18 protein-coding genes and 2 pseudogenes are annotated in these 18800 nt (G+C 63.9%); 10 read left to right on the forward strand and 10 right to left on the reverse strand.

Annotation, left to right across the window (positions count from 1 at the left end):
- Nucleotides 1–5: 5 nt before the first annotated feature.
- The 3 genes from KW568_RS27295 to KW568_RS27305 form a co-directional block, all read right to left on the reverse strand.
- Nucleotides 6–818, reverse strand: a complete 813-nt coding sequence (locus KW568_RS27295; protein WP_003249091.1) for a thiazole synthase — start codon at nt 816–818, stop codon at nt 6–8.
- Between the two features lie 54 nt (nt 819–872).
- Nucleotides 873–1073, reverse strand: coding sequence for a sulfur carrier protein ThiS (thiS, locus tag KW568_RS27300; protein ID WP_003249090.1), 201 nt, complete (start codon nt 1071–1073; stop codon nt 873–875).
- A gap of 102 nt (nt 1074–1175) precedes the next feature.
- The gene (locus KW568_RS27305; protein ID WP_003249087.1) at nt 1176–1547 is read right to left on the reverse strand and encodes a DUF423 domain-containing protein; all 372 of its coding nucleotides are present in this window, start codon (nt 1545–1547) and stop codon (nt 1176–1178) included.
- 29 nt (nt 1548–1576) lie between these two features.
- Here KW568_RS27305 and mtgA point away from each other — a divergent pair.
- Nucleotides 1577–2322 (forward strand): annotated as a pseudogene (mtgA, locus tag KW568_RS27310) (monofunctional biosynthetic peptidoglycan transglycosylase).
- Between the two features lie 293 nt (nt 2323–2615).
- Here mtgA and rpoH read toward each other — a convergent pair.
- The 4 genes from rpoH to ftsY form a co-directional block, all read right to left on the reverse strand.
- A complete protein-coding gene (gene rpoH / locus KW568_RS27315; RefSeq protein ID WP_003249083.1) occupies nt 2616–3470 on the reverse strand; it encodes an RNA polymerase sigma factor RpoH in 855 nt (284 codons plus the stop codon).
- 111 nt (nt 3471–3581) lie between these two features.
- Nucleotides 3582–4607, reverse strand: a complete 1026-nt coding sequence (gene ftsX, locus KW568_RS27320) for a permease-like cell division protein FtsX (protein WP_003249081.1) — start codon at nt 4605–4607, stop codon at nt 3582–3584.
- The gene (ftsE, locus tag KW568_RS27325) at nt 4604–5275 is read right to left on the reverse strand and encodes a cell division ATP-binding protein FtsE (protein WP_003249079.1); all 672 of its coding nucleotides are present in this window, start codon (nt 5273–5275) and stop codon (nt 4604–4606) included. Before ftsE ends, ftsX begins: the two co-directional genes overlap by 4 nt.
- Nucleotides 5276–5277: 2 nt before the next feature.
- Entirely contained in the window at nt 5278–6762 is a 1485-nt protein-coding gene (ftsY, locus tag KW568_RS27330; RefSeq protein WP_004575477.1) for a signal recognition particle-docking protein FtsY, read from the reverse strand.
- Nucleotides 6763–6993: 231 nt separating this feature from the next.
- Between ftsY and KW568_RS27335 the strand changes: the two genes are divergently transcribed.
- The 4 genes and pseudogenes from KW568_RS27335 (at nt 6994) to KW568_RS27350 (ending at nt 11568) form a co-directional block, all read left to right on the forward strand.
- Complete coding sequence (locus tag KW568_RS27335; RefSeq protein WP_004575476.1) at nt 6994–8349, forward strand: pitrilysin family protein; 1356 nt, start codon at nt 6994–6996, stop codon at nt 8347–8349.
- Between the two features lie 130 nt (nt 8350–8479).
- Nucleotides 8480–9832: pseudogene (locus KW568_RS27340) on the forward strand (M16 family metallopeptidase); the annotation flags it as partial.
- Nucleotides 9832–10434, forward strand: coding sequence for a 16S rRNA (guanine(966)-N(2))-methyltransferase RsmD (rsmD, locus tag KW568_RS27345; RefSeq protein WP_003249075.1), 603 nt, complete (start codon nt 9832–9834; stop codon nt 10432–10434). The pseudogene KW568_RS27340 and the gene rsmD, both read left to right, overlap by 1 nt.
- A 141-nt stretch (nt 10435–10575) precedes the next feature.
- Nucleotides 10576–11568 (forward strand): hydrolase, encoded by a 993-nt coding sequence (locus KW568_RS27350; RefSeq protein ID WP_003249073.1) that lies wholly within the window; start codon nt 10576–10578, stop codon nt 11566–11568.
- Nucleotides 11569–11620: 52 nt separating this feature from the next.
- On the opposite strand, the gene KW568_RS27355 is transcribed toward KW568_RS27350, so the two are convergent.
- Nucleotides 11621–12475 (reverse strand): sulfurtransferase, encoded by an 855-nt coding sequence (locus KW568_RS27355; protein ID WP_003249071.1) that lies wholly within the window; start codon nt 12473–12475, stop codon nt 11621–11623.
- 35 nt (nt 12476–12510) lie between these two features.
- Nucleotides 12511–13176 (reverse strand): TetR/AcrR family transcriptional regulator, encoded by a 666-nt coding sequence (locus KW568_RS27360; RefSeq protein WP_003249070.1) that lies wholly within the window; start codon nt 13174–13176, stop codon nt 12511–12513.
- Between the two features lie 151 nt (nt 13177–13327).
- On the opposite strand from KW568_RS27360, the gene KW568_RS27365 reads away from it, so the two are divergent.
- The 5 genes from KW568_RS27365 (at nt 13328) to KW568_RS27385 (ending at nt 17824) form a co-directional block, all read left to right on the forward strand.
- A complete protein-coding gene (locus KW568_RS27365) occupies nt 13328–14758 on the forward strand; it encodes a coniferyl aldehyde dehydrogenase (protein WP_004575474.1) in 1431 nt (476 codons plus the stop codon).
- A 10-nt stretch (nt 14759–14768) separates the two neighbouring features.
- Nucleotides 14769–15254 carry a hypothetical protein gene (locus tag KW568_RS27370; RefSeq protein WP_004575473.1) on the forward strand — a complete coding sequence of 162 codons (486 nt, stop codon included), beginning with the start codon at nt 14769–14771 and terminating at the stop codon, nt 15252–15254.
- Between the two features lie 20 nt (nt 15255–15274).
- Complete coding sequence (locus KW568_RS27375; protein WP_004575472.1) at nt 15275–16873, forward strand: GMC family oxidoreductase; 1599 nt, start codon at nt 15275–15277, stop codon at nt 16871–16873.
- Between the two features lie 112 nt (nt 16874–16985).
- Entirely contained in the window at nt 16986–17465 is a 480-nt protein-coding gene (gene coaD, locus KW568_RS27380; protein WP_003249065.1) for a pantetheine-phosphate adenylyltransferase, read from the forward strand.
- A gap of 107 nt (nt 17466–17572) precedes the next feature.
- The gene (locus tag KW568_RS27385) at nt 17573–17824 is read left to right on the forward strand and encodes a YfhL family 4Fe-4S dicluster ferredoxin (RefSeq protein ID WP_003249063.1); all 252 of its coding nucleotides are present in this window, start codon (nt 17573–17575) and stop codon (nt 17822–17824) included.
- A 160-nt stretch (nt 17825–17984) separates the two neighbouring features.
- On the opposite strand, the gene mutM is transcribed toward KW568_RS27385, so the two are convergent.
- On the reverse strand, nt 17985–18797 hold the full coding sequence (gene mutM / locus KW568_RS27390) for a bifunctional DNA-formamidopyrimidine glycosylase/DNA-(apurinic or apyrimidinic site) lyase (RefSeq protein WP_004575471.1): 813 nt from the start codon (nt 18795–18797) through the stop codon (nt 17985–17987).
- Between the last annotated feature and the right edge of the window lie 3 nt (nt 18798–18800).

Here is an 18800-nt window from a genome sequence, read left to right on the forward strand (position 1 = left end):
TGCTCTTACTTGATCAGACCATCCAGCGGCGAAGAGGCGCTGGCATAGAGTTTCTTCGGCATACGGCCGGCCAGGTAGGCCATGCGACCTGCGACAATGGCGTGTTTCATGGCCTCAGCCATCAGCACCGGCTGCTGGGCGTGGGCGATGGCCGAGTTCATCAGCACTGCCTCACAGCCCATTTCCATGGCGATGGTGGCGTCGGATGCGGTACCCACGCCAGCATCGACCAGCACCGGCACCTTGGATTCTTCCAGGATGATCTGCAGGTTGTAGGGGTTGCAGATACCCAGGCCGGTGCCAATCAGGCCAGCCAACGGCATGACCGCAATACAGCCGACTTCGGCCAGCTGACGGGCGATGATCGGGTCGTCGCTGGTGTAGACCATGACATCGAAACCTTCCTTGACCAGCACTTCGGCGGCCTTGAGGGTTTCGATCACGTTGGGGAACAGGGTTTTCTGGTCGGCCAGCACTTCCAGCTTCACCAGCGTCCGGGACTCGTGCGATTTGCGCCCATCGAGCAGTTCGCGGGCCAGACGGCAAGTGCGTACCGCTTCCACCGCGTCAAAGCAGCCTGCAGTGTTCGGCAGGATGGTGTACTTGTCGGGCGACAGTACATCGAGCAGGTTCGGCTCGCCCGCGTTCTGGCCAAGGTTGGTGCGGCGCACAGCGACAGTGACGATTTCGGCACCCGAGGCCTCGGTGGCCAGGCGGGTTTCTTCCATGTCACGGTACTTGCCGGTACCGACCAGCAGGCGCGACTGGAAAGTACGCCCGGCCAGGGTGAAGGGCTTGTCGCTACGAACGTTGCTCATCGTTGTTCCTCGGGAAAAGGTTGCAGGGCTTGCTTGTGAACCGCCGGGCTGCTGTCAGCCGCCACCGATGGCGTGGACCACTTCGACCTGGTCGCCGTCATTCAGCAGCGTGCTGTCGTGCTGGCTACGCGGCACGATATCCAGGTTCAGTTCCACTGCAACACGGCGCCCGGTCAGTTCCAGGCGCGCCAGCAGGGCTGCAACGCTTTCGCCGGCAGGCAGTTCGTAAGGTTCACCGTTCAATTTAATGCGCATGCGCACGGCCACCATTGTTCTTTGGGGCCAGCATTCTAGCGCCGAACCGCCCTGCAACCCAAGGGCGGTGCGCGCCATTAGTCGTGATTGTGGACCACTCGGTCAGCCCAGCCGCCAGGCTGCCAGGCCCAGGCACAGCCAGCCGACAAGGAAGCACAAGCCACCCATCGGGGTGATGATGCCAAGCTTGCCAAGGCCACTGAGGGTCAGCAGGTACAGGCTGCCGGAGAACAGCACGATGCCCAACGCAAACAGGCCGCCAGCCCACCCGACCAGGCGCCCGGGCAGGTGCGCCGAGAGCACCGCAACGCCGAAGATCGCCAAGGCATGGACCAGTTGGTAAGTCACGCCGGTATGGAAGATTGCCAGGTAGTCAGCCGTCAGCCGGTTTTTCAGGCCATGAGCGGCGAAGGCGCCCAGGGCGACACCGGTAAAGCCAAAAAAGGCGGCAAGCATCAGGAAGCTGCGAAGCATGGGACGACTCCTTGTATCGGGTCTGTATAATGGCCCCTTCCACCCTTAGGGCCAAGCCATCGACATGCTGTCAACGCTTATCCGTCGCCTCTCCCGCGCCCTGCTCTGGTTCGTTGCCGGCAGCATCGTGCTGGTGCTGGTGTTCCGCTGGGTACCACCGCCCGGCACGGCGCTGATGGTCGAGCGCAAGGTACAGTCTTGGGTGAATGGTGAACCGATCGACCTGCAGCGCGACTGGGAGCCATGGGAGAACATCTCCGATGAGCTCAAGGTTGCAGTCATTGCTGGCGAGGACCAGAAGTTCGCCAACCACTGGGGCTTCGACCTCCCGGCCATTCAGGCGGCGTTGGCCCACAACGAGCGCGGTGGCAACATTCGCGGCGCCAGCACCCTGACCCAACAAGTGGCCAAAAACCTGTTTCTGTGGTCAGGCCGCAGCTGGTTTCGCAAGGGGCTGGAGGCCTGGTTCACCGCACTGATTGAGCTGTTCTGGTCGAAGGAGCGGATTCTCGAGGTCTATTTGAACAGCGCCGAGTGGGGCAAGGGCGTGTTTGGTGCCCAGGCGGCGGCGCGTTATCACTTTGGTGTCGACGCCAGCCGGCTCAGCCGCCAGCAGGCGGCGCAGCTGGCTGCGGTGCTGCCTAGCCCCATCAAATGGAGTGCCAGCCGGCCGAGTGCCTACGTGGCCAGCCGGGCCGGCTGGATTCGCCGGCAGATGAGCCAGCTGGGCGGGCCCAGCTACCTGATGCAGCTGGACTCATCCAGAAAGCTTTGAATGCAGGCCCGGCCCTTTCGCGGGTAAACCCGCTCCTACGGGCAACCGCGTGCCCGGCCTCCTCGCGGGCAAACCCGCGCCTACGGGCAACCGCATCCCCAGACTCCTCACGGGCAAACCCGCGCCTACGGGCAACCGCATCCCCGGCCTCCTCGCGGGCAAACCCGCGCGTACAGGCAACCGCATCCCCTGTAGGAGCGGGTTTACCCGCGAAGAGGCCGGCAAAGCCAGCACAAACAAAAAAGCCGCTCACCCCATAGGGCCAGCGGCTTTTCTTTACAACCCAGACTCGATCAGGCAGCGATCAGTGCCTTGACCTTGTTCATCGCATTCTTCTCCAGCTGGCGAATACGCTCAGCCGATACGCTGTACTTGTCTGCCAGTTCATGCAGCGTGGCCTTCTCTTCCGCCAGCCAACGCTGATAGAGAATGTCGCGGCTACGCTCGTCCAGACCTTGCAGCGCTTCGTGCAGGTTGCTGGTGGAATTGTCACTCCAGTCGGCATCCTCCAACTGCACCGCCGGATCGTAACGGTGGTCTTCCAGGTAATGCGCAGGCGACTGGAAGGCGCTGTCGTCGTCAGCTTCCGCTGCCGGATCGAAGGCCATGTCCTGGCCGCTGAGGCGGCTTTCCATCTCGCGCACTTCGCGCGGCTCGACGCCAAGGCTTTCCGCCACGCGATGCACTTCGTCGTTGTTCAGCCACGCCAGGCGCTTCTTCTGGCTACGCAGGTTGAAGAACAGCTTGCGCTGAGCCTTGGTGGTAGCCACTTTGACGATGCGCCAGTTGCGCAGAATGAACTCGTGGATCTCTGCCTTGATCCAGTGCACAGCGAACGACACCAGGCGCACACCCATTTCAGGGTTGAAGCGCTTGACGGCTTTCATCAGGCCGACATTGCCTTCCTGGATCAGGTCAGCCTGGGCCAACCCGTAGCCGGCATAACTACGGGCGATATGTACGACGAAACGCAGGTGGGCCATCACCATCTGACGAGCGGCCTCGACATCCTGCTCATAATAGAGACGCTCGCCCAGATCACGCTCCTGCTCGACCGTCAGCAGCGGGATGCTGTTGACCGTGTGCACATAGGCTTCCAGGTTTGCACCGGGTACCAGGGCATAGGCAGGTTGCAACGATGTGGTCATTCAAGAACCTCCGACTTACAAAACTCGCACCTTGTGGGCGCTGCCAACATTGACCTGGAACGACGGTACAAGTTCCGCAGTGAAGAAAATGTCAATGCTGGCACGTAAACACTATCGCGGCGCCAGCTCGTTCAAGTGGCGGGCGACTGCAATCCATGCACCGATATACCCCAACAACACTGCTCCGATCAAGAGCGACAGACCATCGGAAGCCGGAACGCCGCCCAGGGCGAAGTCACTGCCATACAGCCCGGAAAGCCCTACCACCGCCTCGTTCAGCCAGTTCAGGCCAAACGCCAGGATACCCCACGCCAGCAGGCCTGCGCCCAGGCCATACAGGGCGCCCATGTACAGGAACGGCCGGCGCACGTAGGCGTCAGTGCCGCCGACCAGCTTGATCACTTCGATCTCGATACGACGGTTTTCAATGTGTAGACGAATTGTGTTACCGATTACTAACAGCAGGGCAGAAATCAGCATCACGGCCAGGCCGAAGACGAAGCGATCACCCAGCTTGAGGATGGCTGCCAGGCGCTCGACCCAGACCAGGTCCAGTTGCGCCACGTCCACCCGCGGCAGCTCCGCCAGGCGCTGACGCAAGGCGTCCAGGGCCGGCTTGTCGACCTCGGTCGGGGTTACCACCACCACACCCGGCAGTGGGTTGTCTGGCAGTTCGCGCAAGGCCTCGCCCAGGCCGGACTGCTGCTGGAACTCCTCCAGGGCCTGCTCGCGGCTGACATACTGGGCGTCCGCCACGCCAGGCATGCCCTTGATCTCGTCGCGCAGCGCTTCGCCATCGCGGCTGCCGGCATCAAGCTTGAGGTACAGCGAAATCTGCGCAGCGCGCTGCCACGAACCGCCCAGCTGCTCGACGTTCTTCAGCAACAAGGACAGGCCCATCGGCATGCTCAGCGCCACGGCCATGACCAGGCAAGTGAAGAAGCTGCCGATCGGCTGCTTGCCCAGGCGGCGCAGGCTGTCGGCCAAGCTGGCACGGTGGCTTTCCAGCCAGGCATGCAGCAGGGTGCGGAAGTCCGGGCCATCATCGTCTTCACCGCGCTTTTTCTTCGCAGGTTGCGGATCGGCCGGTTTCGGTGCGACCCGCTCGGAAACCTTCGGCGTGCGTGTAGTGTTCATTGCCCGGCCTCCCCATCGCCGATCAAGCGGCCGCGTTGCAAGGTCAGCATGCGGTGGCGCATGCGCGCGATCAGTGCCAGGTCGTGGCTGGCGATCAATACCGTCGTGCCCAGGCGGTTGATGTCCTCGAACACGCCCATGATCTCTGCAGCCAGGCGCGGGTCGAGGTTACCGGTGGGTTCGTCGGCCAGCAGCAGAGCCGGCTGGTGAACGATGGCGCGGGCGATACCCACCCGCTGCTGCTGCCCGGTGGAAAGGTCGGCCGGGAACAGCTCGCCCTTGTCGGACAGCGACACGCGCTCCAGCGCCGAGTCCACGCGCTTGGCGATCTCGACCTTGGACAGGCCGAGAATCTGCAACGGCAAGGCAATGTTGTTGAACACGGTGCGGTCGAACAACAACTGGTGGTTCTGGAACACCACGCCGATTTGCCGGCGCAGGAACGGAATTTGCGCATTGCTGATCTGGCCCAGGTCCTGCCCTGCCAGCATCAGCTTGCCGCTGGTCGGGCGCTCCATGGCCAGCAACAGGCGCAGCAGGGTGCTCTTGCCTGCGCCCGAGTGGCCGGTGACGAACAGGAATTCGCCCCGGCGCGCCCGGAAACTCAGCTCATGCAACCCCACATGACCGTTGGGATAGCGCTTGGCAACCTGCTCGAATCGGATCATGGTCAATCTCGCTCGGCGAACAGAGCCTTGACGAACGGCTCGGCTTCGAAGGTACGCAGGTCGTCGATGCCTTCACCGACGCCGATGAAACGGATCGGGATGTTGAACTGCTTGGCCAGGGCGAAGATCACCCCGCCCTTGGCCGTGCCGTCCAGCTTGGTCAGGGCCAGGCCGGTCAGCTCGACGCTCTGGTTGAAGTACTTGGCCTGACTGATGGCGTTCTGGCCGGTGCCGGCGTCAAGCACCAGCAGCACCTCGTGCGGCGCCTCAACGTCGAGCTTGCCGATGACCCGGCGGACCTTCTTCAGCTCTTCCATCAGGTTGTCTTTGGTGTGCAGGCGGCCTGCAGTGTCGGCGATCAGCACGTCGACGCCACGGGCCTTGGCGGCCTGCACGGCATCGAAGATGACCGAAGCAGAGTCGGCACCCGTGTGCTGGGCGATCACCGGAATCTGGTTACGCTCGCCCCACACCTGCAACTGCTCGACCGCGGCGGCGCGGAAGGTATCACCGGCAGCCAGCATGACCTTCTTGCCTTCCAGTTGCAGCTTTTTCGCCAGCTTGCCAATGGTGGTGGTCTTGCCGGCGCCGTTCACGCCAACCACAAGGATCACATAGGGTTTGTTCTGGGCCTGTACGTTCAGTGGCTGCTCGACCGGGCGCAGCAGCGCAGCCAGTTCTTCCTGCAACGATTTGTACAGGGCATCGGCATCGGCCAACTGCTTGCGCGCGACCTTCTGGGTCAGGTTCTGGACAATGGCCGAGGTAGCCTCCACACCCACGTCGGCAGTCAGCAGGCGCGTCTCGATTTCGTCGAGCAGGTCGTCGTCGATGACCTTCTTGCCGAGGAACAGGCTGGCCATGCCCTCGCCGATGCTGGCACTGGTCTTGGACAGGCCTTGCTTAAGGCGCGCGAAGAAGCCGGGCTTGGCCTGTTCGACGGGTGCAGCAACAGGGGCGGGTGCCGCGCGTTCCGGGATTGCGGGCGGTGCCTTCGGCTCCAGGTCCGGCACCAGGGCCACGGGCTCTTCGGCAACCGGTAGCACCAGGTTGCTGACCGGCGCTGCGGCCTCGACAGGGGCAGACTCAACAGGGGCCGCCTGCAAGGGCATGGACGCAACCGGCTGCGGTGCAGGTGCCACCAGCGGCTGGGATGCGACCGGCTCTGGCTCAGGCGCCTGCAACGGCTGCGACGCAACCGGTTCAGGGACGGGGGCCTCGACTACCGGGGGCCGGGCCGGTGCGGCGACCGGCTGCGGCTCAGCCAGCTGTGGGGCAGCAGGGGCCTGAACGGGTTCGGGGGCCTGTGGCGCTTCGGCGGCAGATCCCTCGACCGGAGCGGCTGCAGACTGCTCGACAACGGGGGGCTCATGCGCGGGCACGCCCGCTCCCGCAGGTGGCTGCGGCTTCTTGCGAAACCAGCTGAACAGGCCTTTCTTCTCACCAGCCTCGGCCGGCGCTTTTTTGTCGTCGTTGGAACCAAACATGGAAGACGGCTATCTCAGGGTAGCGATAGGCCAGCTATGGCCAATCGGGAATTCTCTCTACGCAGAACAGACTATCTTGAAGCCGGCTGGTTCATGCGCAACGTTTTGACTTAGTGTCCTGTGGGCCAGAACGGCGACAGGCATGGTCGCCAGGCAACCGGATCAGTATCCTAGCACCTCCTGGCCCGCCGACGCTAAACCCAGCGGGCCGCCGAACAGGTTAAACACCGTATGAACGCTCTAGCCCGCCGCGCCGCTGGCCTGTTGCTCGGCACGCTCTGCCTGCCGCTCGCGGCCTTTGCCGCCGATGTGCAACCCACCCACGAATTCATCCTCGACAATGGCCTGAAGGTCGTGGTCCGCGAAGACCATCGCGCCCCGGTGGTGGTCTCGCAGATTTGGTACAAGGTCGGCTCCAGCTACGAGACCCCGGGCCAGACCGGCTTGTCCCATGCGCTGGAACACATGATGTTCAAGGGCAGCGCCAAGGTCGGCCCCGGCGAGGCCTCGCGCATTCTGCGTGACCTCGGCGCCGATGAAAACGCCTTCACCAGCGACGACTACACCGCCTATTACCAAGTGCTGGCCCGCGACCGCCTGCCAGTAGCCCTGGAACTGGAGGCGGACCGCCTTGCCAGCCTGCGCCTGCCTGCCGACGAGTTCAGCCGCGAAATCGAGGTCATCAAGGAAGAACGCCGCCTGCGCACCGACGACCAGCCCAATGCCAAGGCATTCGAGCTGTTCCGCGCCATGGCCTACCCGGCCAGCGGCTACCACACGCCGACCATTGGCTGGATGGCCGACCTGGAGCGCATGAAAGTTGAGGAACTGCGCCACTGGTACGAGTCCTGGTACGCCCCCAACAACGCCACCCTGGTGGTGGTCGGTGATGTCACCGCCGACGAGGTCAAGGGCCTGGCGCAGAAGTATTTCGGCAATATTCCCAAACGCGCCGTACCGCCAGCCAAGCTGCCTCTGGAGCTGGCCGAACCTGGTTGGCGCCAGTTGACCCTGCACGTGCGAACCCAGCTGCCAAGCCTGATCTACGGCTTCAACGTGCCCGGTCTGCCCACCGCCAAGGACCCTCGGACGGTACATGCCCTGCGTCTGATCTCGGCACTGCTCGACGGCGGCTACAGCGCCCGCATGCCGGCCCGCCTGGAGCGTGGCCAGGAACTGGTGGCCGGCGCGTCGTCCAGCTACAACGCCTTCACCCGCGGCGACAGCCTGTTCCTGATCTCGGCGACGCCGAATGTGCAGAAGCAGAAAACCCTCGCCGACGTCGAGAAAGGCATCTGGCAGCTGCTTGAAGAACTCAAGAGCACGCCGCCCAGCGCCGAAGAGCTGGAACGCGTACGCGCCCAGGTCATCGCCGGCCTGGTCTACGACCGCGACTCCATCAGCAGCCAGGCCACCACCATCGGCCAGCTGGAAACCGTCGGCCTGTCCTGGAAGCTGATCGACAGCGAACTGGACGAGCTCAAGCGCGTCACCCCGCAGGACATCCAGAACGCCGCGCGCACCTACTTCACCCGCGAACGCCTGAGCGTTGCCCATGTACTGCCCGAGGAGTCCGCCCATGAGTGATCGCCGCGCACCACGCCCAACCCTGCTGGCCACGGGCATTCGTGCCATGGCGCTGGCGGCAGTGCTGGCCGCTCCGGCCATGGCCGATAACGCTGCCAAGGCCGACAGCAGCGCAGCCCGCCCGGCCAACACCTTGCAGTCGCTGGCCGAACTGAATGGCAAGGCACCCAGTCGGCGTCAGCTGAACATCCAGCACTGGAACACCGCCGAAGGTGCCCGGGTGCTGTTCGTCGAGGCCCGCGAACTGCCCATGTTCGACCTGCGCGTCACCTTCGCTGCCGGCAGCAGCCAGGACGGCGGCACGCCAGGCCTGGCCGCTCTGACCAACGCCATGCTCAACGAGGGCGTGGCCGGCAAGGACGTCACCGCCATCGCCGAGGGCTTCGAAGGCCTGGGCGCAGACTTTGGCAACGGTTCCTACCGCGACATGGCCGTCGCATCGCTGCGCAGCCTCAGTACCAAGGACAAGCGCGAACCGGCCCTCAAACTGTTTACAGAGGTGGCGGGCAAGCCAACATTCCCCGAGGATGCCCTCAAGCGCATCAAGAACCAGATGCTGGCTGGCTTCGAATATGAGAAGCAAAACCCCGGCAAGATCGCCGGCAAGGCCCTTTTCGGCAAGCTCTATGGCGACCACCCCTACGCCCACCCAAGCGACGGCACCGCAGAGAGCATCACGGGCATAAGCCTTGCCCAGCTGCGCGCGTTCCACGCCAAGGCCTATACCGGCGGCAATGCGGTAATCGCCCTGGTCGGCGACCTCAGCCGTGCAGAGGCCGAAGCCATCGCCGCCCAGGTGTCGGCTGGCCTGCCCAAGGGCCCTGCGCTGGCCGCACCGGCCCAACCCACAGACGCCAAGGCCGGCCTGACCCACATCGACTTCCCGTCCAAGCAGACCCACCTGATGCTGGCCGAACTGGGGATCGACCGCCAGGACCCGGACTGGCCAGCCCTGTCGCTGGGCAACCAGATCCTTGGTGGTGGCGCCTTCGGTACCCGGCTGATGAGCGAGGTGCGAGAGAAGCGTGGCCTGACCTACGGCGTTTACTCGGTATTCAGCCCGATGCAGGTACGCGGCCCGTTCATGATCAACCTGCAAACCCGTGCCGAGCTCAGCGAAGGTACGCTCAAGCTGGTGCAAGGCATTCTCGCCGACTACCTGAAGACGGGCCCTACCCAACAGGAACTGGACGATGCCAAGCGCGAGCTGGCCGGCAGCTTCCCGCTGTCCAATGCCAGCAATGCCAGCATCGTCGGCCAATTGGGCGCGATCGGCTTCTACAACTTGCCACTGACCTGGCTAGAGGACTTCATGCAACAGTCCCAGGCCCTTACCGTCGAACAGGTCAAGGCAGCCATGAACAAACACCTGTCAGCCGATAAACTGGTGATCGTCACCGTTGGCCCGAAAGTGCCACAAAAACCGCTGCCAGCACCCACTGACAAGCCCTCCGAGCAACCGCTCGGGGTACCGGAGCACTAATGCCAAGATCCACCCCTCCCGCCCGCCCGCAAGCGGGCCAAAGCAAGGGCCAGGGCCACCTGCGCATCATCGCCGGCGAGTGGCGCAGCCGCCGCCTGGCGGTGCCGGAAGGCGAAGGCCTGCGGCCAACGCCTGACCGCGTACGGGAAACCGTATTCAACTGGCTGGCACCCTACATCGAGGGCGCCCGCGTGCTGGACGCCTTCACCGGCAGCGGTGCCTTGGTGCTCGAAGCCCTGTCCCGTGGGGCCGAGGATGCCGTGGCGCTGGACAGCAACCCTGCGGCCATCGCCAACCTGAAGAACAACCTCGAAATCCTGCGCTGTCCCCGCGGGCAAATTCTGCAAACCGACGCCCTGCGCTACCTGCAAGGCCCGGCCAAGCAGCAGTTCGATGTCGTGTTCCTCGACCCGCCGTTCCACCAGGACCTGCTGGCCAACACCTGCAACATGCTGGAGCAGCATCAGTGGCTGAGCGAGCAGGCTTGGGTCTACACCGAAAGCGAAGCGGCACCCTCGACCTTACAACTGCCAGGCAACTGGCGCCTGCACCGCGAGAAGAAGACCGGCCAGGTGCACTACGCACTCTGGCAGCGGGGCTGATTACCCGCCGGGTGGGGTGTAATGGGTTGCCACACCCCACCTGTGCCATGCTTGGAGCTGCACCTTCACTCCCACCAATGGCGCAGGTACTGTGGCGCTGTTTCGTGGCAAGCTAGCAAGGCACATCATGAGCCACCCAGCATGCCCAGCCCCAACGCCACATTCCGTCCGGCCATCGGCCTGTCCAATCCCCACCTGCAGACCTTGTGGGGGCCACTCTGGCGCAAGCTGCCTGAGCTGCAGCGTGACCGCGAACGACTGTGGCTGGCTGACGGCGACTTCATCGACCTGGACTGGCATGGCCCGCACCAACCCCATGCGCCACTGGTACTGGTGCTGCATGGGCTGACCGGCTCGTCTCACTCGCCCTACGTGAAAGGCTTGCAGCAAGCGCTGCAAGGTCGCGGCTGGGCCAGCGTGGCAGTGAACTGGCGGGGTTGTTCAGGCGAGCCCAACCTGTTGCCGCGCAGCTACCATTCCGGCGCCAGCGAAGACCTGGCGGAAATTGTCAGCCATCTTCGCGCCCAGCGCCCGCTGGCGCCGCTGTATGCAGTGGGTTATTCGCTGGGTGGCAATGTATTGTTGAAATACTTGGGTGAGAGCGGCGTCGCCAGCCAACTGGAGGCAGCGGCTGCAGTTTCGGTGCCCTTTCGCCTGGACCACTGTGCCGACCGTATCGGCCAAGGGTTCTCCAAGGTGTATCAGGCGCATTTCATGCGCGAGATGCTGGCGTATGTTCAGCTCAAGCAGCGGCACTTCCACGACCAGGGCCAGCATGAACAGCTGGCGACACTGGAGCGCCTGGGCCAACTCACCAACTTGCGCACATTCTGGGACTTCGACGGTAAAGTCACTGCACCGCTCAATGGCTTTCGCGATGCGCACGACTACTATCGTCGCTCATCCAGCCACTTCTTCCTTGGCCAGAACCGCACGCCAACGCTGATCATCCATTCCAGCGATGACCCCTTCGTGTCCAGCCACAGCCTGCCGACGGCCCGTGAACTGTCACCACAAACCCGCTTCGAACTGCATGACCGCGGTGGGCATGTGGGCTTTGTCGATGGCAGCCTGCGAAATCCGGGGTACTACCTGGAACGACGGATTCCGCAGTGGCTGGTGGACGGCAGCTAGCGCTCGAATGCGTAAAGGCTGCGCGCTCCCACAGAGATTTAACCCGATCTGCTTACTCGCCGGTGGCCACAGCATGCTGCGGGTTGTTGATCCACTCGCTCCACGACCCCGCATACAGCTTGCCCAGCGGGTACCCCGCCAGGGCCATTGCAAACAGGTTATGGCAAGCGGTTACCCCAGACCCGCAATAAGACACCAACTGCTCCGGCGCCCGTCCACCCAGCTTTTCGGCAAAACGCTGCTTTAGCTGATCCGCCGGCAAAAAACGCCCGTCAGCCCCCAGGTTGTCGGTAAACGCCGCGCACTGGGCCCCGGGAATATGCCCTGCCACCGGGTCGATCGGCTCCACTTCACCGCGAAAACGCGGCAAGGCACGCGCATCGATCAAGGTCAGGTCTGCACTACCAAGGCGCTTGCCCAGATGGTCGGCATCGATCAGCAGCTTCGCGTCAGGTTCACCACTGAAAGTGCCCTCACGTTTGGGCGGCGGGTCCAGGCTCAACGGCAGGTGCGCCGCGTGCCAGGCCTTCAGGCCACCGTCCAGAATCGCCACACCGCTGCGCTTGCCCAGCCAGACCAGCAGCCACCAGGCGCGAGCGGCAAAGGCGCCGGGGCCGTCGTCGTACAGCACCACCTCGCTGTCGTTGTTCAGGCCCCACTCTCGCAGGCGCTCGACCAGCCGCTGGGCATCGGGCAGCGGGTGGCGCCCGGTGCGCCCCTTGCTCACCGGCCCGCTGAGATCCCGGTCCAGGTCGGCAAAATGCGCCCCCTCAATATGCCCCTGGGCATAGCTGCGCTGGCCATAGTCCACATCCTCGAGGGCAAAGCGGCAGTCGAGGATCACCAACTTGGGCGAGCCCAGACGCTCGGCCAACTGCTGCGGGGTGATCAATTGCGCAAGGGGCATGACAATCTCCTGATCGATGGCACTAGGGCCCTGTGCTAGTGCTCCAGAGCCTGGTTGAACGGTACATGGAATTCCTGACACAGCGCGTCCACGGCAGGACGGGCATTGTCGGTGACGAAACCGAGCTCCAGCACCAACACCTGATAGACGCCGCGCTTGAAGGCTTCTTCACCCAAGTGCGCGGAATGTTCACGCGTGGTGCTGAGAAAACGTACCCATGATGTCAGCACGATCCAGGCATTGATGGTCAGCGATTCGATCTGCGCCGGCACCATGGCCAGGATCCCTGCCTCGACGAAGCCGCGGTAGATCGCCTGGCCCTGGCGCAGGCAGCGTTCGGAAAAACGCCGGTAACGGGCGGCCAGTTCGGCGTCGCTGTCCAGCAGATGCTCCAGGTCACGGTGCAGGAAGCGGTAGTTCCACATCGCCGCCAGCAAGGCCTTGAGGTAGAAGCGCTTGTCTTCCACGGTTGCCGCGCGGCCCTGCGGCGGGCGCAGAAAGCTGTCCACCAGCGCTTCGTACTGGCTGAACAACAGGGCAATGATCGCCTGCTTGTTGGGGAAGTGGTAATACAGGTTGCCGGGCGAGATTTCCATGTGCGCGGCAATGTGGTTGGTACTGACGCTGCGTTCGCCCTGCTGGTTGAACAGCTCCAGGCTGTTCTGCACGATGCGCTCTCGGGTCTTCATGCGCGGGGCCATGCTCAGCTCCCAGTCTGCGGGCTTTCATCAAAGGTTTATCTTACGGCGTATTACAGATGGAATGCACCGTTGAGCGGCATGGAAAAATTCGCACCATGGTACAAATTAGAGTATAGGCTCTAGGCAACCCCGGCCCGGACTCGACACCACCATGAACTCGCCCAGTGCCTTGCCCCCTCTGCAATTCGACCTCGACCTCGCAACGACGTTCGCGGCCCAGCGCCAGGCCTTTGCCGGTAACCCGCTGCCACCAGCGGCGCAGCGACGCCAGTGGCTGAAAAGCCTGCGTGAAGCCTTGCTGAGCAGCCAGGCAGAACTGATCGAAGCCATCAGCCAGGATTTTGCCGGGCGCAGCGCCGATGAGACCTTGCTGGCCGAACTGCTACCGTCGGTACAGGGCCTGCGCCACGCCGAAAAGCACTTGCAAAGCTGGATGCGCACCCGCCGACGCCGCGTCGGCCTGGCGTTCCAGCCGGCCAGTGCACAGGTGCGCTATCAACCCTTGGGCGTGGTCGGCATCATGGTGCCGTGGAACTACCCGCTGTTCCTCGCCATCGGCCCGTTGACCTGCGCCCTGGCCGCCGGCAACCGGGTCATGCTCAAGCTTAGCGAGGCCACGCCCGCGACTGGCCTGGCCCTACAGCAACTGCTCGAGCGTGTGTTCCCCACAGACCTGGTCAGCGTTGTGCTCGGTGAGGTCGAGGTGGGCCAGGCCTTCGCCCGCCTGCCGTTCGATCACCTGCTGTTCACCGGTGCCACCAGCGTGGGCCGCCAGGTGATGCAGGCTGCCGCACACAACCTGACCCCGGTCACCCTGGAGCTGGGTGGCAAATCCCCCGCTATTGTTTCTGAGGATGTGCCGCTGGACAGCGCCGCCGAGCGCATCGCCTTCGGCAAGACCCTCAACGCCGGCCAAACCTGTGTCGCCCCCGACTACGTACTGGTGCCGCGCGAACGGCTGCCCGCCTTCAGCGACGCCTACCAGCGCGCCGTGCACCGCCTGTACCCGCGTATTGCCGACAACCCCGACTACACCGCCATCATCAACCCGCGCCAGTTGCAGCGCTTGCAGCACCTGCTGGACGATGCCCGCGCCAAAGGCGCGCAAGTACTCGACTTGTACCCAGGCGAAGCCCCTCAGGGCCGGCGCCTGCCACCACACTTGCTGCTGGACGTGAACGACAGCATGCAGGTGATGCAAGACGAAATCTTCGGCCCGCTATTGCCGTTAGTGCCTTATGACGGCCTCGACCAGGCCTTGGCCTACATCAACCAGCGCCCACGCCCACTGGCGCTGTACTTCTTTGGCTATGACCGCCGCACCCAGGAGCATGTGCTGCGTCACACCCACTCCGGCGGTGTGTGCCTGAACGACACCTTGCTGCATGTTGCCCAGGACGATCTGCCCTTCGGCGGCATCGGCCCTTCAGGCATGGGCCACTACCATGGTCATGACGGCTTCCTCACCTTCAGCAAGGCCAAGGCGGTACTTGCCAAACAACGCTTCAACGCCGCACGGCTGATCTACCCGCCTTATGGCAAAGCCTTGCAGCGCCTGGTCTACAAACTGTTCATCCGCTGAGGGGCGCGCCATGCACCGCCGCGACCTGCTGCGTTTCAGCCTCGGCGCCAGTGCTTTTCTGGCGGGTGCCAGCCTGGTGGGGTGCAGCGTGCAAACAGCCGCGACCGGCTTTCAGGTACTCCGTGACGACGACCTGCCACTGCTGCGTGCGCTGATCCCGGTGGTCCTGGCCGGTACACAGGCCACCGAGGCGCCGGTGTTGCGCAGCCTCGACAACAAGCTGGCGGCGTTGTCGCCGGAAATGCTCAAGCTCACCCGGCAATTATTCGACGTGCTCAGCCTGCCGCTGACTCGCGGCCCGCTGACCGGCGTCTGGGGCAGCTGGGGCCAAGCTGGCGCCACACAGGTCACGGCGTTCCTGCAGCGTTGGCAGGACAGCTCGCTGAACCTGCTACGCATGGGGCACGCCTCGTTGCTGCAACTGCTGCAAATGGCCTGGTACGAACGCCCTGAATCCTGGGCAGACTGCGGTTACCCGGGCCCACCGAAAATCTGAAAACAACAAGAGCATCGCCAATGCCTGTCCCCGACCCGTTTCGCCAAGGCCTCGAACGCGGCTGGATCACCCACGACGCCTCGCGCCTGGAGCACGACCTGTTTCTGGAGGCCGACATTGCCGTGATCGGCAGCGGTGCCGGCGGCGCCACCAGCGCACAGATGCTCAGCGCTGCCGGTTTCAAGGTATTGCTGATCGAAGAAGGCCCCCTGAAAACCAGTGGCGATTTCCACCTGCTGGAGAGTGAAGCCTACGCAAGCCTGTACCAGGAAGGCCTGGGGCGCATGAGCAAGGATGGCGCCATTACCATCCTGCAGGGCCGCGCCGTGGGTGGCACCACGCTGGTGAACTGGACCTCGAGCTTTCGTACCCCGCCGCAAACCCTGGCGCACTGGGCCTCGGTCCATGGTGTGAACGGTTTGGGCGAGGATGCACTGCGCCCCTGGTTCGATCGCATGGAGCAGGAACTGGGCATCAGCCCTTGGGCCTTGCCGCCGAATGCCAACAACGAGGTGCTGCGCCGGGGTTGCGAACAGCTGGGTTACCGCTGGGGGGTGATCCCGCGCAATGTGCGCGGCTGCTGGAACCTGGGCTACTGCGGCATGGGCTGCCCGGTGAATGCCAAACAATCGATGCTGGTGACCCGTATACCTGCCACCCTCGAGCAAGGCGGCGAACTGCTGTACCTGGCGCGGGCCGAGCGCTTCACCCACAACGGCGAACGCATTCAGAGCCTGACATGCCAGGCCCTGGACGCCCAGGGCATACACCCTACTGGCCGGCAGGTCGGCGTGCGGGCACGTCATTACCTCCTGGCCGGTGGCGGTATCAACAGCCCGGCCCTGCTGCTGCGCTCTGCCGCGCCCGACCCGCATGGTCGCCTGGGCAAGCGAACCTTCCTGCACCTGGTCAACTTCAGTGCGGCACGCTTCAGCGAGCGTATCGACCCCTACCATGGCGCCCCGCAATCGATCTACAGCGATCACTTTCAGTGGCAAGGCGGCGTAGACGGCCCGGTTGGCTACAAGCTGGAAGTACCGCCGCTGCATCCGGCCCTGGCCAGCACCCTGCTGGGCGGGTACGGCCACGAGAGTGCCCAGCGCATGGCCGAGCTGCCACATACCCATGTGATGCTGGCGCTGCTACGCGATGGTTTTCACCCCGAAAGCCAGGGCGGGGCCGTGGAACTGCGCGGCGATGGTTCACCCGTGCTCGATTACCCGGTCACCGACTACCTGCGGGATGGCCTGCGGCGCGCCTACCGCAGCATGGCGCACATACAGTTCGCCGCTGGCGCCACCCAGGTAACCCCAGTGCACAGCGACGCCAGCGCCGCCTCTCGCCTGGAACAGGCCCTGACCATGATCGACAAACTGCGCCTGGAGCCCTTCCGCACGCGCTTGGGCAGTGCCCATGTGATGGGCGGCTGCGCCCTCGGCGAAGATCCGCGTCAGGCGGTGTGCGACAGCCTGGGACGCCATCACCAGCTGGAAAACCTGTCGATTCACGACGGCTCGCTGTTCCCCACCAGCATCGGCGCCAACCCGCAATTATCGGTGTATGCCATCAGCGCCAGGCTCAGCGAAGCACTGGTCAGCCGCCTGGCACACAGCGCATGACAACGAACATGGCCCCTGTCTATAGTGCCATCAGTCGGCCGCATGACTTGGCCGGGGCGCCGTCGCTGCGCTACCATCCGACTCCCCAACGCACTCCAGCCAGGATGACGCGATGAACCGAGTGTTGTACCCGGGTACTTTCGACCCCATTACCAAAGGCCATGGCGATCTGGTCGAGCGCGCTTCGCGGCTATTCGACCACGTGATCATCGCGGTGGCGGCCAGCCCCAAGAAAAACCCCTTGTTCCCCCTGGAGCAACGGGTTGAGCTCGCCCGTGAGGTCACCAAGCACCTGCCCAATGTCGAAGTCATCGGCTTCTCTTCCCTGTTGGCGCATTTCGCCAAGGAACAGGGCGCCAACGTCTTCCTGCGTGGCCTGCGTGCGGTGTCCGACTTCGAGTACGAGTTCCAGCTGGCGAACATGAACCGGCAACTGGCACCCGATGTCGAGAGCCTGTTCCTGACGCCGTCGGAGCGCTATTCGTTCATTTCCTCGACCCTGGTCCGGGAGATTGCTGCGCTGGGCGGTGATATCAGCAAGTTCGTCCACCCGGTGGTGGCCGACGCACTGACTGAACGCTTCAAGAAGTAAGCCTGACGCCTGATTGTCGCGCCCGCGTGCACTGCGGGCGCGAATGCGGCACAATTGTGCCCATTGCGTTGAACATGCCCGGGCTGTGAGCCCCGGCCGGAGTCCCCATGTCCCTGATCATCACCGACGATTGCATCAATTGCGACGTCTGCGAACCCGAGTGCCCGAACGAGGCTATCTCCCAAGGCGAAGAGATCTACGTGATCGACCCTAACCTGTGCACCCAGTGCGTAGGTCATTACGACGAGCCACAGTGCCAGCAGGTCTGCCCGGTCGACTGCATCCCGCTGGATGAAGCGCACCCGGAAACCGAAGAACAGCTGATGGCCAAGTATCGCCGGATCACTGGCAAGGGCTGATCACTGCCCTTCGCTGCACGGTCCCTGTGGGAGCGGGCATGCCGCGAACACCGGCGTAGCCGGTGCCATTCATCGCGTCGCCTGCTTCGCAGGCTTGCCCGCTCCCACAGTTACCGCGCCAACGTTCAGGTTTTGCTTCAACAGGTTTGCAGCGAACGTTTCATCGTTGGCAGCGCGGGCAGTACACGCTCGCCCTCTGCCCCAGCTTCACTTCGCGCAACTCAGTGCCGCATACCTTGCACGGCTGCCCGCCACGCCCGTACACAAACAGTTCCTGCTGGAAGTACCCCGGCTGCCCGTCGCCACCGATAAAGTCGCGCAGGGTGGTACCGCCCTGCTCGATGGCCGCCGCCAGCACCCGTTTGATCTCGGTCGCCAGCTTCAGGTAGCGCGCCCGGGAAATCCCGCCCGCCTCCCGGCGTGGGTCGATACCGGCGGCAAACAACGCCTCGGTGGCGTAGATGTTGCCCACCCCTACCACCACCGCGTTGTCCATGATGAACGGCTTGACCGCCATCGACCGCCCGCGGGACAGCTGGAACAGCCGTTCACCATCGAACAGGTCGGTCAGCGGCTCAGGCCCCAGGCGCAGCAGTAGCTCATGGTTCAGAGGGTCCAGGCTCCACAGCATGGCACCAAAGCGGCGCGGGTCGGTGTAGCGCAGCATCAGCCCGGACTCCAGCTCGATGTCGACATGCTCATGCTTGGCCGCCGGCAAGCCCAGCTCGACCAGCCGCAGGTTGCCCGACATGCCCAAGTGGCTGATCAGCGTACCCACTTCGGCATTGATCAACAGGTACTTGGCACGTCGCTCCACGCTGACGATGCGCTGCCCTGACAGGCGCACATCGAGGTCTTCCGGAATCGGCCAGCGCAGACGCCGGTCGCGTACCACCACACGGCTGACGCGCTGGCCTTCCAGGTGTGGCGCAATACCGCGCCGGGTGGTTTCTACTTCTGGCAATTCCGGCATGTG

The sequence above is a fragment of the Pseudomonas sp. HD6515 genome, from assembly GCF_024971855.1.
GTDB lineage: Bacteria > Pseudomonadota > Gammaproteobacteria > Pseudomonadales > Pseudomonadaceae > Aquipseudomonas > Aquipseudomonas alloputida.

What these genes read in the sequence shown, in the direction of transcription:
- rsmD (WP_003249075.1), top strand. Translation starts at nt 9,832, where the DNA reads ATGCCAAGATCCACCCCTCCCGCCCGCCCGCAAGCGGGCCAAAGCAAG.
- KW568_RS27295 (WP_003249091.1), bottom strand. Translation starts at nt 818, where the DNA reads ATGAGCAACGTTCGTAGCGACAAGCCCTTCACCCTGGCCGGGCGTACT.
- coaD (WP_003249065.1), top strand. Translation starts at nt 16,986, where the DNA reads ATGAACCGAGTGTTGTACCCGGGTACTTTCGACCCCATTACCAAAGGC.
- ftsE (WP_003249079.1), bottom strand. Translation starts at nt 5,275, where the DNA reads ATGATCCGATTCGAGCAGGTTGCCAAGCGCTATCCCAACGGTCATGTG.
- thiS (WP_003249090.1), bottom strand. Translation starts at nt 1,073, where the DNA reads ATGCGCATTAAATTGAACGGTGAACCTTACGAACTGCCTGCCGGCGAA.
- KW568_RS27355 (WP_003249071.1), bottom strand. Translation starts at nt 12,475, where the DNA reads ATGCCCCTTGCGCAATTGATCACCCCGCAGCAGTTGGCCGAGCGTCTG.
- ftsX (WP_003249081.1), bottom strand. Translation starts at nt 4,607, where the DNA reads ATGAACACTACACGCACGCCGAAGGTTTCCGAGCGGGTCGCACCGAAA.
- mutM (WP_004575471.1), bottom strand. Translation starts at nt 18,797, where the DNA reads ATGCCGGAATTGCCAGAAGTAGAAACCACCCGGCGCGGTATTGCGCCA.
- KW568_RS27350 (WP_003249073.1), top strand. Translation starts at nt 10,576, where the DNA reads ATGCCCAGCCCCAACGCCACATTCCGTCCGGCCATCGGCCTGTCCAAT.
- KW568_RS27365 (WP_004575474.1), top strand. Translation starts at nt 13,328, where the DNA reads ATGAACTCGCCCAGTGCCTTGCCCCCTCTGCAATTCGACCTCGACCTC.
- KW568_RS27370 (WP_004575473.1), top strand. Translation starts at nt 14,769, where the DNA reads ATGCACCGCCGCGACCTGCTGCGTTTCAGCCTCGGCGCCAGTGCTTTT.
- rpoH (WP_003249083.1), bottom strand. Translation starts at nt 3,470, where the DNA reads ATGACCACATCGTTGCAACCTGCCTATGCCCTGGTACCCGGTGCAAAC.
- KW568_RS27375 (WP_004575472.1), top strand. Translation starts at nt 15,275, where the DNA reads ATGCCTGTCCCCGACCCGTTTCGCCAAGGCCTCGAACGCGGCTGGATC.
- ftsY (WP_004575477.1), bottom strand. Translation starts at nt 6,762, where the DNA reads ATGTTTGGTTCCAACGACGACAAAAAAGCGCCGGCCGAGGCTGGTGAG.
- KW568_RS27335 (WP_004575476.1), top strand. Translation starts at nt 6,994, where the DNA reads ATGAACGCTCTAGCCCGCCGCGCCGCTGGCCTGTTGCTCGGCACGCTC.
- KW568_RS27385 (WP_003249063.1), top strand. Translation starts at nt 17,573, where the DNA reads ATGTCCCTGATCATCACCGACGATTGCATCAATTGCGACGTCTGCGAA.
- KW568_RS27305 (WP_003249087.1), bottom strand. Translation starts at nt 1,547, where the DNA reads ATGCTTCGCAGCTTCCTGATGCTTGCCGCCTTTTTTGGCTTTACCGGT.
- KW568_RS27360 (WP_003249070.1), bottom strand. Translation starts at nt 13,176, where the DNA reads ATGGCCCCGCGCATGAAGACCCGAGAGCGCATCGTGCAGAACAGCCTG.